The sequence below is a fragment of the Labrys methylaminiphilus subsp. lupini genome (assembly GCF_051161885.1).
Taxonomy (GTDB): domain Bacteria; phylum Pseudomonadota; class Alphaproteobacteria; order Rhizobiales; family Labraceae; genus Labrys.
On sequence record NZ_JBMDIH010000001.1, the window covers coordinates 4,841,762 to 4,855,136 of the forward strand.

Here is a 13,375-nt window from a genome sequence, read left to right on the forward strand (position 1 = left end):
GCCCACCTTCCCCAGCTTCGTGGGGAGGTCGCGCACACAAATTGTGTGCGCTGGAATCGCGCTTCGTCCTTGCTTAGTCGAGCTTACTCGGCAGCTTCAGCTGCAGCAGCTTCGGCCTTCTTGGCCTTCTCGGCGACGCGTTCCTGCGCCTTCTTGCCGGGAACGGCCTTGACCGGGTTGTTGCGGGCTTCGCGGGCCAGCAGGCCGGCATCGGCGAAGTGACGCAGCACGCGGTCGGTCGGCTGGGCGCCCTTGGCGATCCAGGCCTTGGCGGACTCCAGATCGACGGTCCAGCGCGACTTGCCCGAATCCTTGGCGATCATCGGGTCATAGGTGCCGAGCTTCTCGATGAAGCGGCCATCGCGCGGGGAGCGCGAATCGGCAACGACGACCGCGTAGAACGGGCGCTTCTTGGCGCCGCGGCGGGCGAGACGGATCTTGAGGGACATGGGTTACTCCGTTTGCAAGTGTCTTAAAGGGCAGGATGGTCTTCAAGGGGTTTCGGGCAGCTATTTCTTCTTGCCGCCGAAGGGGAAGCCCGGCGGCAGGCCGCCCGGCAATTTTGGTCCGCCAAGCCCGGGGAAGCCTGGCAATTTGGGGCCACCGGGGCCGAAATTCGGCATCTGGGGCGGCAGTTTCGGCATTTCCGAGGGCATGCCCGGCGGCATCTGGCCCTTGGCGATGGCATCCATGGCGCCGGGCGGCAATTGCGGCATGCCGCCACCCAGGCCGAACATCGAGGCCATCTTGCCCAGCGCGCCCTTCTTGGCGCCGCCCATCTTCTTCATCATGTCCGCCATCTGCATATGCATCTTCAGGAGGCGGTTGATCTGTTCGGGCGAGGTGCCGGAGCCGGCGGCGATGCGACGCTTGCGCGAGGCTTTGAGGATTTCCGGCTTGCGACGCTCCTCGGGGGTCATCGAGTCGATGATGGCGCGCTGGCGCTTGAACACCTTCTCGTCGAGATTGGCGCCGGCGAGCTGATCCTTGATCTTGCCCATGCCGGGCAGGAGGCCGAGCACGCCGGACATGCCGCCGATCTTCTCCATCTGGATCAGCTGGTCGCGCAGATCCTCCAGATCGAAGGCACCCTTCTGCATCTTGGCCGCGATCTTGGCGGCCTTTTCGGCGTCGATCGTCTCGGCGGCCTTCTCGACCAGCGAGACGATGTCGCCCATGCCCAGGATGCGGTTGGCGATGCGGGCGGGATGGAAGTCGTCGAGTGCGTCGACCTTTTCGCCGGTGCCGACCAGCTTGATCGGCTTGCCGGTGACGGCACGCATCGAGAGGGCGGCGCCGCCGCGGCCATCACCATCGAGGCGCGTCAGCACGATGCCGGTAATGCCGAGGCGTTCGTCGAAGGCGCGCGCGGTGTTGACGGCATCCTGGCCGGTGAGGGCATCGGCGACCAGCAGCACTTCATGCGGCTCGGTGGCGGCCTTGACCTCGGCGGCCTCGGCCATCAGGGCCTCGTCGACCGTGGTGCGGCCGGCGGTGTCGAGCATGACGACGTCATAGCCGCCGAAGCGGGCGGCATCCATGGCGCGCTTGGCGATCTGCACGGCGGACTGGCCCGCGACGATCGGCAGCACGGCGACGCCGACCTGCTTGCCGAGCACGGCAAGCTGCTCCATGGCGGCGGGACGGCGGGTATCGAGCGAGGCCAGCAGCACCTTCTTGCCGAACCGGTCGGTCAGGCGCTTGGCGATCTTGGCGGTGGTGGTGGTTTTGCCGGAGCCTTGCAGGCCGACCATCAGGATCGGCACCGGCGGTACAGCCTGCAGGTCGATGGCCTGGCCGTCGCCGCCGAGGGTCTCGATCAGCACGTCGTTGACGATCTTGACGACCATCTGTCCCGGAGTCACCGACTTCAGCACCTCGGCGCCGACGGCGCGGGCGCGGACCTTGTCGATGAAGGAGCGCACGACGTCGAGCGCGACGTCCGCCTCGATCAGCGCACGGCGGATCTCGCGCATGGCTTCGCCGACATCCGCCTCGGTAAGGGCGCCACGCCGGGTGAGCTTGTCGAGCACGTCGGACAGACGTGCGGAGAGACCATCGAACATTCGTCTTTTCCTGTTTGGCTTCGATGCGGATATCGGAGCCATCGTCTTTCAAGGCAAGACGCACAACGCAAAACACGCCCGTGGGCGCATCGCGCTGACGGGCGTTGGCCTCCATCCTCTCGGGATGGTCGGCAGGAAGAGCGTCTTACTGTGTAAGAACGATGCGGGACATAGGGGATACGGGCGCAGGAGTCAAGGAAAGGCGGCGTTTCACCCCTCATCCGGCTGCCGCCACCTTCTCCCGCAGGGGGAGAAGGGATCTATTCGGGCTCGGTATGATGCACCATGGAACTGCTCAGTCAAACTCGACCTCTCCCACAAAAAACCCTTCTTCCCCTGCGGGAGAAGGTCCCGGCAGGGGGATGAGGGATGAAACACCACCCCACCAAAAAAGGTCACCTCTTTCCAAACCGCTGCCGATTTGCGGTAAGGGAGGATACCGCCATCGAAACCCGAGACCCGCCTTGCCCCAGCTTGATGAGATCGTCACCGAAATCGCCGAGGAGATGGCCTGTTACAGCGACCGGGGCGAGGTGGCGACCTATATTCCTGAGCTTGCCCGCGTCGACCCCAAACATTTCGGCATTGCCGTCATCGATGCCGACGGCAATGCGCATGTCGGCGGCGATGCTGATATGGCTTTCTCGATCCAGAGCATCTCCAAGGTCTTCACCCTGACCCTCGCCCTCGGCAAGGCCGGCGATCGGCTATGGCGCCGGGTGGGACGCGAGCCATCCGGCAGCGCCTTCAACTCGATCGTGCAGCTCGAGAACGAGAGGGGCATTCCGCGCAACCCATTCATCAATGCCGGCGCCATCGCCGTCACCGATTTGATCCTCTCAGGCCACCAGCCGCGCGAGGCCCTGGGCGAGATCCTGCATTTCATGCGCTTCCTCGCCGACGATCCCTCGATCGCCATCGACGAGGCGGTGGCCGCCTCCGAACAGCGCACAGGCTTCCGTAACGCCGCCCTGGCGAACTATATGAAATCCTTCGGCGTGCTCGACAATCCGGTCGACTACACGCTCGGTGTCTATTTCCATCATTGCGCCATCGCGATGTCCTGCCGGCAACTGGCGATGGCGGGGCGATTCCTCGCCTGGCAGGGCCGCAATCCTTCCACCGGCCACCGTGTGGTCCAGGCCGAGCGTGCCCACCGCATCAATGCGATCATGCTGACCTGTGGCCATTATGATGGCTCGGGCGAATTTGCTTATCGCGTCGGCCTGCCCGGCAAGAGCGGCGTGGGCGGCGGCATCCTCGCCGTGGCCCCCGGCAAGGCTTCGATCGCGGTCTGGGCGCCAGGCCTCGACGCCAACGGCAATTCCCATCTCGGCCGCATCGCCCTGGAGGCCCTCACTCGCCGCATGGGCTGGTCGATCTTCGGGGCGTGAGGTCGAAGGACCATAGCTTTGGCGGGCTCGGCCGAGTACAAGGGGCCGGCCACACCCAGAGCAAAGCACGTCTAGGCGTAGACGCTTCTTTGCTCCAACTCTTTGTTTCGACGCGTCTTTGCGATTCCTGGTGATTCCAACAAATCGCAAAACGCTTTGGACGGATGCGGAGGAAATCATGTCGCTCTCATATTACCAGGCCACCGTGCCGGTTTTCGTGCACGCTCTGGGGGCTATCTCGGGGGTCCTCGACAAGGCAGCAGCCTTTGCCGAAGCCAAGAAGGTCGATCCCGCGGTGATGTGCGGGCTCAGGCTCACCGCCGACATGCTGCCGCTTTCGCGGCAGGTCAGCACGAGCTGCGATTTCGCCAAGTTGTGCGTGGCGCGGCTTTCCGGCGTCGAGGCGCCGAAATTCAACGATGACGAGAAGAACTTCGCCGAATTGCGTTCGCGCATCGCAAGGACGCTGGAATTCATCCGCTCCGTCCCCCAGGCCGATGTGGAGGCCGGCGGCGGGCGCACGATCAGCCTGAAGATCGCCGGCACACAGCGCGACCTGAGGCCGGACGATTATCTCAACTTCTATGCCCTGCCGAACTTCTATTTCCACGCCTCCACGGCCTACGCCATCTTGCGTGCCAATGGCGTTGAGCTCAGCAAGAAGGACTATCTCGGCCCGCTGTTCGACTGAGGGTGCCTGAGGGCCCAGGCGGGCTGCCTCGACAAAGCGGCTGAAACGATCCTACAAGCGCTCATGCGCTTTCGCTTCGTCCACGCCGCCGATCTGCATCTCGACAGCCCCATGCATGGCTTGACGGCTCGCCAGCCCGAGCTGGCGGCACTGTTCGCTCGGGCGACGCGCGAGGCGTTCGAAGCCTTGATCGACGACGTGCTGGCCCGCAAGGCGGCCTTTCTGGTGATCTCGGGGGACGTCTATGACGGCGACTGGCGCGATTACCACACCGGCCTGTTCTTTGCCGGCCAGCTCGCGCGTCTGTCGCGGGCCGGCATTCCCACCTACCTGATCCAGGGCAATCACGACGCGGAAAGCCAGATCTCGCGCAAGGTGACGTTGCCGCCCCTGGTGCATTCCTTCAGCACCCGCATGGCCGAAACCATGGAGCTGCCCGAGCTAAGAGTCGCGCTGCATGGGCGCAGCTTCGCGGAGCGCTCCTTGAGCGATAATATCGTGCGCGATTTTCCACCTGCGCGGCCTGGCTGGTTCAATCTCGGCCTTCTGCATACCTCGCTCGACGGCCGAGCTGGCCACGCCTCCTATGCGCCCTGCAGCCTGGCCGATCTCAAGGCTCGCAACTACGACTACTGGGCCCTCGGTCATATCCATGCGGCCGAAATCGTCGCCACCGATCCCCCTATCGTCTTCCCTGGCAATCTCCAGGGCCGTCATGTGCGGGAAAGCGGGCCGAAAGGCGCCATGCTGGTGGAGGTCGAGGATGGCGCCGTCGCTTCGCTCATCCCCCTGGTGCTCGACAAGGCGCGCTGGGGCCATCGCCGCATCGCGATCGACGAGGCGACGACGCTCGCCGAGGTGCTGGCACGGGTCGAGCCCGCCCTGCGGGAGGAAATTACCGCAGCGGGCGAACGCCCGCTGGCGCTGCGCCTGACGCTGACGGGTGAAACGCCTGTTCATGACGGACTTGCCGCCGACAGCCAGCATTTGCGAGCCGAGATCCAGGCCGCCGCCGATCGGGTTAGCGAGCGCCTCTATATCGAGCGCATCGAACTCTCGACTACGATGCCGCAGATCGCGATGGACGAGACTGTCGGCTTTGCCGATCCGCAAGGCCTGTTGGCCGGGCTCGAAGCCGAGTCGGATTTCGCTGAGGCTTTTGCAGGTGTCGTCGAGGAGATCCTGGCCAAATTGCCGGACGAGGTGCGCCAGGCCGTGCGCGGCGAGGAGATCGGGACGGCTCTGGTGGAAGAGGCACGCGCCGTCGCCTTGGCGCGCCTGCGCCGGGGCGGCAAGGCCGGTGCCGGAGAGGCGGCATGAAGCTCACCCGCCTCGATCTCGATCGCTATGGTCCCTTTACCGGGACGCGTCTCGATTTTCGTCCCGATGCCGATCTGCACATCGTCTATGGCCCGAACGAGGCGGGCAAGAGTTCGGCCCTGTCGGCGATCACCGACCTGCTCTATGGTTTCGAGCCGCGCAGCCCCGCCAATTTCAGGCATCGCTACGAGGATTTGAAGGTCGGCGCCGAGCTGCAACGGGCTGATGGCGAACCCTTGCGGTTTTGGCGACGCAAGCGGCTGAAGAATTCCCTCACCGATGCCGAGGACACGCCGCTCGACGACGGGTTGCTCGAACAGTTGTTGAGCGGCATTTCGCGGGAGGTCTTCCTGGCTGCCTTCGGGCTCGACCAAGCCGGCCTGCGCGAGGGCGCCCGCCAGATGCTGGCGGCCGAGGGCGAGGTGGGCGAAAGCCTGTTTGCAGCGGCCTCCGGCCTGAAGACCCTGGTTTCGGTTCGCGCCGGGCTGGAGGGTGAGGCGGATGGGCTGTTCGGAGCCCGCAAGTCGAACAAGCGTGCCTTCTATGAGGCGCAGGAGCGCTACGATCAGGCCCGCCGGGCGCTGAGCGAGCAGTCTCTGCGGGCCGACGACGTGCGCAGTCTCGAAGGTGAGATCGAAGCCGGTGAGGCGCGAGCCCGCACCCTGGCCGAGCAATTGCGCCAGGCCGGAATCCGGCGTGCCCGTATCGACCGCGTCCGCCGTGTCGCCCCCTTGCTCGCGCGCATGGGCAAGGCCGAGGCGGCCCTGGCTGCTCTCGATACCCGGCCGGATCTGCCCGACGGCTTCGCCGCCGAGATCGAGGCGGCGCTGGTCCGGGCCGAGAACGGACGCGAGGCCATGGCCCGCCTGGCGCGCGAGATTGGTGATACCGAGCGGGCCCTGGCCGCGATCGCCGTCGATGATGATTTGCTGGCGGCGGGAGAGGCGATTACGGCCCTCAATGAGGAGCGCGCCGCCCTGGCCAAGGCGATGCAGGATCTGCCGCGGCGGGAGGCGGAAGCGCGGCAAATCGCTGATGACCTCGACGACCTGGCCCGGCGGCTCGGCCAGAAGGACCGGGCTGCCCTCTCGGCGTTGAGCCCGGACGATCTCGCCCTCGAACGCATCCGAGTGCTGGCCGAGCGCCGGCGCGAGATCGAGCGCGAAGGCGGCGAAAGCCGGCGCGCCGCCGAGCGGGCGCGCGAAGCGATCGACGGGCTGAAACGCAAGACGGCCTCCGTCCGGGCGGGCTCCGATCCCGGCCCCCTGCGCCAACGCCTGAAGGCCATGCAGCCGGCCCTGGCGGAAGCCGGCGCCCTCGAAGAGCAGGAAGGCGAATTGGCCCGTCGCCGGGCGCTGCAGCAGGACAGGCTGTCGCGGCTGTCGCCGGCGGTGGCTGATGAGCCCAGACTCTGGGCCTGGCGCGAGCCGTCCGAGGCAGAGATTACCCAGGCCGAGCAGGCGTTGGCGGCGCTGGAGAGCACAGCCCGGGAGCAGGAAACCGAAGTCAGGCGGCTGCGGGAAGCCCTAGCGGAAGCCGACGCTCTCCTGGCCGAAACCGGGGGCGAGGACGGGCTGATCGACGATGCCTTGCTGGCCCGCGAACGGTCGGAACGCGATGCCTTGTTCGACGCTGTAATCGCCGAGCCCTCGCAGGCTGTGGTGAAGGCCTATCGCAAGATCGTCGGCGCCGTGGATCAACTCGCTGACCGCAGGATGGCACAGGCCGAGCATCTGGCTCGTCGTGAAGTGGCGCGCCGGACGCGAGCCAGGGATGCCGCGGCCCTTGCGCGGGCTGAGGCGGGGATCGTGGCGCGTTTGCAGGAAAGCGAGCAGGTCGGGCAGGTCTGGCAGGCGCTGTTCGCGTCGCTCGGCTGCAAGACGGAGGCGCCGGCGGTGATGCGTCGCTTTCTGGCCGAGCTCGCAAGGCTGCGCGAGGAACGCCAGGCACTGCAGGAGCTCGAACTCAGGATCGAGCGGGGCCGGCGGCGTCTGGCCGGTGAGCGGCCAGGGCTCGAGGCTCTCGCCGCCGAGATCGGCATTGCGGGCGCACCGGCGCAGAGCCTGCCCAGCCTGGTTCGGCTGATCGAGGACGGTCTTGCCGCACTCGAACTCGGGGCTCGCGAGGCCCGCTCACTCGCCGACCAGCTCGCAGCAAACCAGGCCGAGCTGGCCCGGGCGGAAAAATCACAGGAAGCGGCCGAGGCGGCGCGCGCCGCCACCCAGTCGGATTGGACCGCCGCACTCGCCGTTCTCGGCCTGGCGCCCGAGGCGAGCCCCCAGGAGGCCGCCAAGGCGAGCGAACTCTGGATCGCCGTCCAGGGCAAGCTTGCCCAGTTCGGCAGCCTCGATCACCGGATCGCCAGTATTCTCGACGATCGGACCACCTTCGCGCAACACGCCGCGGGCCTGGTCGACAAGCTTCCCTCCGAGGCGAGCGGCGATCCGGCGGAGACGGCTCTTGGCCTGATGACGGCTCTGACGGCGGCTCGTGACGCGGCGATCCGTCGTCGCACTGCACGGGAGAGCCTGGATCGCTATCGCGATGCGCTGACCAAGGCCGAGGCGGCCCAGCGTAGCCATGACGATGCCTTGGCCGGCCTTGCCGCTACGGCCGGCTGCGAGACGGCGGCGCTTGCCGCGCTAGCCGCCGACCTCGCCTTGCGTGCCGGCCTCCGCCGTGAGCTTGCCGCTGCGCGGGCCGAACTGGGCGGACAGGGCGACGGCCTGGAGGAGGCAGTGTTGCGGCATGAAGCGGCCGAGATCGGTATCGACGAGGCCGCGGGCGAGAGCGAGGCCGTGCAGGCCGAACTCAACGGCCTGATCGAAGCGGACAAGCAGGCGGCCCTCGCCCTCGGGGAATTGCGGCGGCGGCGCGAGGCGATCGAGCGGGAAGCCGGCGCGGCCGGCGCGGCCCAGGCACGGGAGGACGCGCGCACCGACCTTGCCCGCATCACCCGCGACTATCTGGTGCTGAAGACGGCCTCCCTGTTGCTGGAGGCGGGGCTGGAGCGCCAGCTACGCTCCGAACAGGGACCGCTGATCGCGCGGGCCGGCGGCCTGTTCGCTACCATCACCGCCGGCGGGTTCTCCGGTATCGCCACGCTCTATGACGAGGCCGACAGGCTGCGCCTGGCCGCCCGTCGGCCCGATGGCGGGACCACCGATATCGGTGGCTTGAGCGAGGGCACGCGGGATCAGCTCTATCTGTCGCTTCGCCTTGCCCATCTCGAAGCCATGGCGGGGCGGCGTGAGGTGCCCCCCTTCATCGGCGACGATTTGGTGATGACCTTCGATGAGGAGCGCGTCGCCGCCGCGCTGCAGGTGTTGGCGGCCAAGGGCTCGGGGCTGCAGAAGATCCTGTTTACGCATCATCGCCATGTGGTAGAGATCGCCCGCGAACGCCTGGGACAGGCCGTCGACATCATCATGCTGGACCCGCAAAACCCGTCCGAAAGCTGACGGAAGCGTTCATAGTCCATTCAGCTTGTACCCCCTAAAATGCATCCCATAGGTTCAAGGGCACAAAGCAGCTACCGATGGTGGCGCTTCTGGAGCGCCCCACGTGAGGAACTGATTATGTTGAAGAAAATTCTCGCATCGGCCCTGGTTGTTGCCACTGTTGCCGGTGCCTCGATGGCGACGACCGGCACCGCCGAAGCTCGCTACGGCCGTGGCGGCGCCTTTGCCGGCGGTGCGGCGGCCGGTCTCGTTGGCGGCCTGCTCCTAGGCGGCGCGCTGACCAATCGTGATCGCTACTATGACGAGGGCTACTATGAAGAGCCCGCTCCGGTCTATGTGCAGCCCCGCTGCTGGTTCGAGCGCCAGCGCGTGCCGAACCAGTACGACTACGGCTATCACGTCGAGCGTGTGCGCGTCTGCCGCTAACAGAATTTCACGGTAGCGTCCTCGCACCGGCCTGCATCAGCGGTCGGCAGCGAGGCCCCGGAACCCCGCCGAGAGGCGGGGTTTTCATTTTGAGAGTATCGTTCGAAAAGTGGGTGCCGGTTTTCGGAAAAACGATGTGATAGCAATAACTTACAGCATCGGGCACGATTCCGAAATCGGGCCCGATGCTGTAAAAAACCGGTTTTCTCCGGCGACGTTCTGCTCTAGAGCAAGGCCCATTCAGATCGAAACGCTCTTTGCTCCGGCTCCCCATTGACGTGCCTTTGCAAGTCCCGGCGATTCCGCCAGGCCGCAAAACACTCTAAGGGAGTCCGGCGCAAGCAAGCGCTCTGGCCGCGCGGAGAAAAAGATGGCACCGGTGGATTTCGAAGCCTTCGTGGATGAACTCGCCAATGTTTCGGGCACCACGATCCTGCCTTTCTTCCGTTCGGCCCTGGCGGCGGAAGACAAGTCCGGCGGCGGCAGTTTCGATCCCGTCACCGAGGCGGACCGTGGCGCCGAGGCGGTGATTCGCCAGAAGATCCGGGCGATGTTTCCCAGCCATGGCGTGATGGGTGAGGAATATGGCTCCGAGCGTCTCGATGCCGAGTTCGTCTGGGTGCTCGATCCGATCGACGGCACCAAATCCTTCATCTCCGGCATGGTCGGCTGGGGCACGCTGATCGGCCTGCTGCGCAACGGCCAGCCCTGCTACGGCATGATGCATCAGCCCTTCACGCGCGAGCGCTTTTCGGGCGATGGCGGCTCGGCTCGATATCGCGGCCCGGGCGGCGAGCGCACCATGCGCACCCGCTCCTGCGCGGGCCTCGCCGACGCCGTGCTCTACACCACCAGTCCCCGCCTGATGGCCGAGCCCGATCGGGCGTTGTTCTCGGTGGTGGAAGAGAAGGTGAAGCTCTCGCGCTATGGCGGCGATTGCTACGCCTATGCCATGCTGGCGATGGGCCTGGTCGATCTGGTGATCGAGGCCAATCTGCAGCCCTATGACATCACGGCCCTGATCCCGATCGTGGAAGGCGCCGGCGGCGTCATCACCACCTGGGACGGCGGTCCTGCCCAGGCGGGCGGACGGATCGTCGCGGCGGGCGATGCTCGCGTGCATGCGGCGGCGCTCTCCCTGTTGCAGGCCGGCTGACGGCCCCGCAGAGCGGACATCACAGCTCCATGAAGTTCATGGGGCGATGTCCGCATTTGCGGCCAGGAGAAGAGCGGACAGGTGTCCGCGCTCCCAGGACTCACACCTGAGTGCCCGGAATGAAGGCGTCGAAGGCGGCCCAGAAGGCTTCGCGGATGGCGTCGCGCTCCTGGGTGATCTCGTGGCGCGAGCCGGGCAGGGTCAACGTCCGGGTGGCGTAGAGCTTGGAGGCGAAATGCTGGGCTGCCGGCGAGGAGACGACATGGTCGTCGCCCGCCAGCATGATCAGGGTAGGGATCCGCCAATCCGCCCCGAAACGCGGATCGGCGAGCCGGTCCATCACCCGGAAAGCGGCGCGCACCCAGCCGATCGTCGGCCCGCCGATGGCAAGCTCAGGGGCGTCGCGGGCGATCTGGGCGGCGCGTTCATAGCGAGCCTTGTCCGAAGTCACCGGATTGCCGTCAAAAGGCTTGAGCCCGACCGGGCGGGTCGACCAGCCCGGCACGATCAGCCGTCCCAGGCCGATCCCGCCGAGGAAACGTGCAAGCCAGCGGGCACCTGGGGGCTTGCGGCCAATCTCGATCATGGGCGCGGTGACGACGAGGCGGTCGAACCAGATCGAGCCGGGCGGCATATTGGCGAACAGGATGGCGCCCCCCATCGAGTGGGCCAGCGCGTAGAACGGGCCGGGGCATTCGGGCAGTGCGATCTTGCGCATGAAGGCGTCGAGATCTGGCCCGAAATCGGCGAAATCATCGATATGGCCTAGGCGCCCGTCGCGCAGCAGGCGGTCGGATCCGCCTTGCCCCCGCCAGTCCAGGGTTGCCACGGCAAAGCCCCGGGCCCGCAATTCGCGGATCACCTCGAAATATTTCTCGATGAACTCCGACCGTCCCTGAAACAGGCAGACGGTTCCCTTGGGATGCGGCGACAGCGAAGGCCAGCGCACCGTGCGCAGGCTGATCCCGTCCCGGGTGGTGAGCGCTTCGAGGATGGCGCCATCGGGACAGGGATTCTCGGGGCTGCCGTGAAGGCGCATCGCGCTGGTGGGCTGGAGCATGACCTGCTCCTTAACGCATTTTCCAGAAAAGTCGGCAGACTTTTCGATCAAGAAAATAAGTCGAAACGAAAATTGGAGAGAATTGCCGCTCGCAGAGACCGTAATTTGCGCCAGCATCTTTTGTGGTGGCAGCGTCAAATAACGAGCCCGCCCGCGCCGGGAGCGCAGGCGGGCTGCCGGACTGCTCCGGAGCACGCCGAGCTATCGAGTTTCGGCTCGAGCCTACCAGCGTGGACCACTCCAGGGACGCGGCGGGACCCAGCTGTCATTGTCCCATTGGCGGGGAGGCCGGGCCCAGCCCAATTGCCGCAGTCCCGTAATTTCGGTGGTATGGCCATCGATGACGATGAGGACGCGCCCGCCCTCCGAGCCCTCCGCTTCGGCGATATAGCTGTCGCCCCGCACGCGTTTGATGACGACGTTGCGGTATCCCCGACCGGCCAGGCTGGAAATGATGGCGCGCGGCGGCAGCAGGCGTGGATTCCCTGCCTCGTCCGGCCCCCGACCGACCTCGTTCGGTGCCTGCGGAAGACCTCGATTGGCTCCCAGCGTCGGTGCCTGCTGCGGCGTCTGGGCGTAATTATTCAACGAGTTTTGCGCGAAGGCGGCATTCACATCGGTCTGAAAGCCCAGGGTCAGGAGGGCCAGACCGGCAATCACCCCGATAAGGGTTCGGCAGGGCATGAAGCTTCTCCAGACCAGATCTGCGGGCACCATAGCCGGAACTGTGTGAACAACGATGCAAGCGCTCGTTCACGTGGCGTTCATCTTGCATGGAGAACGGCGTACCTAAACTTCATCCGAGTTTGCGTGTGCCTTGTTACAGCCGGAACAAGCCCAGCTATGACAAATCAGGACTTTCCCTGTTGAACAGCGCCTCATCAAGGCGTGGAGCTGGAGCGTTCCGGTCGCGCGCCGTGCCGATCCTGCTCAGTCGAGAGAGGCGCCGAGATCGCGCAGATAGGCGGCCACGACATGGGGTTGCACGGTGGCGGTGCGCACGATGTCATCGAAGCGGCGTGTCAGCAGGCGGATATGTTCGCTGGCATTGAGGACAAGGTAGGTCGGTCCTAGATAGACCGCGGCGCGGGAATTGCCGAAGATGGTGAAGGGCGCCGAATAGGTGTGCCTAAGATCGTACAGATTGAGCCGCAGCGTCGGATAGAGTTCGTCCACCAGGTTGGCCATGGTGTGGAACTGGGTCTTCCGGGCAGCGCTATCGAAGCCCTCCCATTGGGCCTGGCCCTTGGCGAAGAGTTCCAGCGCCTGGACGGAGACACAGGCCTCCATCTCGCCGCCATCGCGGATGGCGGCGATGGTCAACCGCCGCCGCTCGGCCAGGGCCGGGTTCGAATCTGGGCCGAGCGCCACCGCATATTCGAACTGCATGACCTCGTCCGTCTTCAGGAAGTCGGGAAAGCTCATCGGCACGGTGCGCAATTTGCGGCCCGCCGCCTCGGCATGCCAACGCAGGAAGCGCTCGTTGAAGGGGGCATGGGCCTGGGTCTCGATGGTCAACACCGCTTCAACCAGCTCGGCGCCGATCTGTTCGCGCTGGCTGAGGCCGAGCAGCCAGTCGATCGAGATGCGGCAGCCCTTGGCGATAGCCGCCAAAGTCTCGGCCCGCGGCAGGCGGTCATTCTCCGCCGACAGCAATTGCGACAGGGTGGAGCGATCGATGCCGACATGGCGGGCGAAGCCCGCCTGGTTCAGGCCGGTCTGGCCAATGACCCGTTCGAGCCGGTCGCGAAAGCTCTGAGCCGCGGTAGGGTGTGCCATTTCTGCCCTGGTTGTTTATAAT

The 13,375-nt window shown here is 65.8% G+C and carries 11 protein-coding genes; 6 read left to right on the plus strand and 5 right to left on the minus strand.

All coding sequences use genetic code 11. The annotated features are described in order from the left end of the window. Nucleotides 1–83: 83 nt before the first annotated feature. Nucleotides 84–449, minus strand: a complete 366-nt coding sequence (gene rpsP / locus ACN6KF_RS22760) for a 30S ribosomal protein S16 (RefSeq protein ID WP_434959032.1) — start codon at nt 447–449, stop codon at nt 84–86. Nucleotides 450–509: 60 nt separating this feature from the next. Next, on the minus strand, nt 510–2,066 hold the full coding sequence (gene ffh, locus ACN6KF_RS22765) for a signal recognition particle protein (RefSeq protein WP_434959033.1): 1,557 nt from the start codon (nt 2,064–2,066) through the stop codon (nt 510–512). A gap of 464 nt (nt 2,067–2,530) precedes the next feature. Between ffh and ACN6KF_RS22770 the strand changes: the two genes are divergently transcribed. The 6 genes from ACN6KF_RS22770 to hisN all read left to right on the plus strand — a co-directional run bounded on the left by ACN6KF_RS22770 (nt 2,531) and on the right by hisN (nt 10,514). Further along, on the plus strand, nt 2,531–3,460 hold the full coding sequence (locus tag ACN6KF_RS22770; protein WP_434959034.1) for a glutaminase: 930 nt from the start codon (nt 2,531–2,533) through the stop codon (nt 3,458–3,460). A gap of 178 nt (nt 3,461–3,638) precedes the next feature. Continuing rightward, entirely contained in the window at nt 3,639–4,151 is a 513-nt protein-coding gene (locus ACN6KF_RS22775) for a DUF1993 domain-containing protein (RefSeq protein ID WP_434959035.1), read from the plus strand. A gap of 63 nt (nt 4,152–4,214) precedes the next feature. Further along, on the plus strand, nt 4,215–5,471 hold the full coding sequence (locus tag ACN6KF_RS22780; protein ID WP_434959036.1) for a metallophosphoesterase family protein: 1,257 nt from the start codon (nt 4,215–4,217) through the stop codon (nt 5,469–5,471). Beyond that, the gene (locus ACN6KF_RS22785; protein WP_434959037.1) at nt 5,468–8,932 is read left to right on the plus strand and encodes an ATP-binding protein; all 3,465 of its coding nucleotides are present in this window, start codon (nt 5,468–5,470) and stop codon (nt 8,930–8,932) included. The genes ACN6KF_RS22780 and ACN6KF_RS22785 overlap by 4 nt, the downstream gene beginning before the upstream one ends. Nucleotides 8,933–9,049: 117 nt before the next feature. Beyond that, nucleotides 9,050–9,358 (plus strand): hypothetical protein, encoded by a 309-nt coding sequence (locus ACN6KF_RS22790; RefSeq protein ID WP_434959038.1) that lies wholly within the window; start codon nt 9,050–9,052, stop codon nt 9,356–9,358. A 370-nt stretch (nt 9,359–9,728) separates the two neighbouring features. Beyond that, on the plus strand, nt 9,729–10,514 hold the full coding sequence (gene hisN, locus ACN6KF_RS22795; RefSeq protein WP_434959039.1) for a histidinol-phosphatase: 786 nt from the start codon (nt 9,729–9,731) through the stop codon (nt 10,512–10,514). Between the two features lie 100 nt (nt 10,515–10,614). On the opposite strand, the gene ACN6KF_RS22800 is transcribed toward hisN, so the two are convergent. The 3 genes from ACN6KF_RS22800 to ACN6KF_RS22810 all read right to left on the minus strand — a co-directional run bounded on the left by ACN6KF_RS22800 (nt 10,615) and on the right by ACN6KF_RS22810 (nt 13,353). Further along, nucleotides 10,615–11,574, minus strand: coding sequence for an alpha/beta fold hydrolase (locus ACN6KF_RS22800; RefSeq protein WP_434959040.1), 960 nt, complete (start codon nt 11,572–11,574; stop codon nt 10,615–10,617). A gap of 222 nt (nt 11,575–11,796) precedes the next feature. Then, a complete protein-coding gene (locus tag ACN6KF_RS22805) occupies nt 11,797–12,258 on the minus strand; it encodes a hypothetical protein (RefSeq protein WP_434959041.1) in 462 nt (153 codons plus the stop codon). A 246-nt stretch (nt 12,259–12,504) separates the two neighbouring features. Then, nucleotides 12,505–13,353 (minus strand): helix-turn-helix domain-containing protein, encoded by an 849-nt coding sequence (locus ACN6KF_RS22810; RefSeq protein ID WP_434959042.1) that lies wholly within the window; start codon nt 13,351–13,353, stop codon nt 12,505–12,507. Between the last annotated feature and the right edge of the window lie 22 nt (nt 13,354–13,375).

Bases quoted from the DNA above. Each gene is read 5' to 3' on its own strand.
- rpsP (WP_434959032.1), bottom strand. From the start codon at position 449: ATGTCCCTCAAGATCCGTCTCGCCCGCCGCGGCGCCAAGAAGCGCCCG.
- ffh (WP_434959033.1), bottom strand. From the start codon at position 2,066: ATGTTCGATGGTCTCTCCGCACGTCTGTCCGACGTGCTCGACAAGCTC.
- ACN6KF_RS22775 (WP_434959035.1), top strand. From the start codon at position 3,639: ATGTCGCTCTCATATTACCAGGCCACCGTGCCGGTTTTCGTGCACGCT.
- ACN6KF_RS22780 (WP_434959036.1), top strand. From the start codon at position 4,215: ATGCGCTTTCGCTTCGTCCACGCCGCCGATCTGCATCTCGACAGCCCC.
- ACN6KF_RS22785 (WP_434959037.1), top strand. From the start codon at position 5,468: ATGAAGCTCACCCGCCTCGATCTCGATCGCTATGGTCCCTTTACCGGG.
- ACN6KF_RS22790 (WP_434959038.1), top strand. From the start codon at position 9,050: ATGTTGAAGAAAATTCTCGCATCGGCCCTGGTTGTTGCCACTGTTGCC.
- hisN (WP_434959039.1), top strand. From the start codon at position 9,729: ATGGCACCGGTGGATTTCGAAGCCTTCGTGGATGAACTCGCCAATGTT.
- ACN6KF_RS22800 (WP_434959040.1), bottom strand. From the start codon at position 11,574: ATGCTCCAGCCCACCAGCGCGATGCGCCTTCACGGCAGCCCCGAGAAT.
- ACN6KF_RS22805 (WP_434959041.1), bottom strand. From the start codon at position 12,258: ATGCCCTGCCGAACCCTTATCGGGGTGATTGCCGGTCTGGCCCTCCTG.
- ACN6KF_RS22810 (WP_434959042.1), bottom strand. From the start codon at position 13,353: ATGGCACACCCTACCGCGGCTCAGAGCTTTCGCGACCGGCTCGAACGG.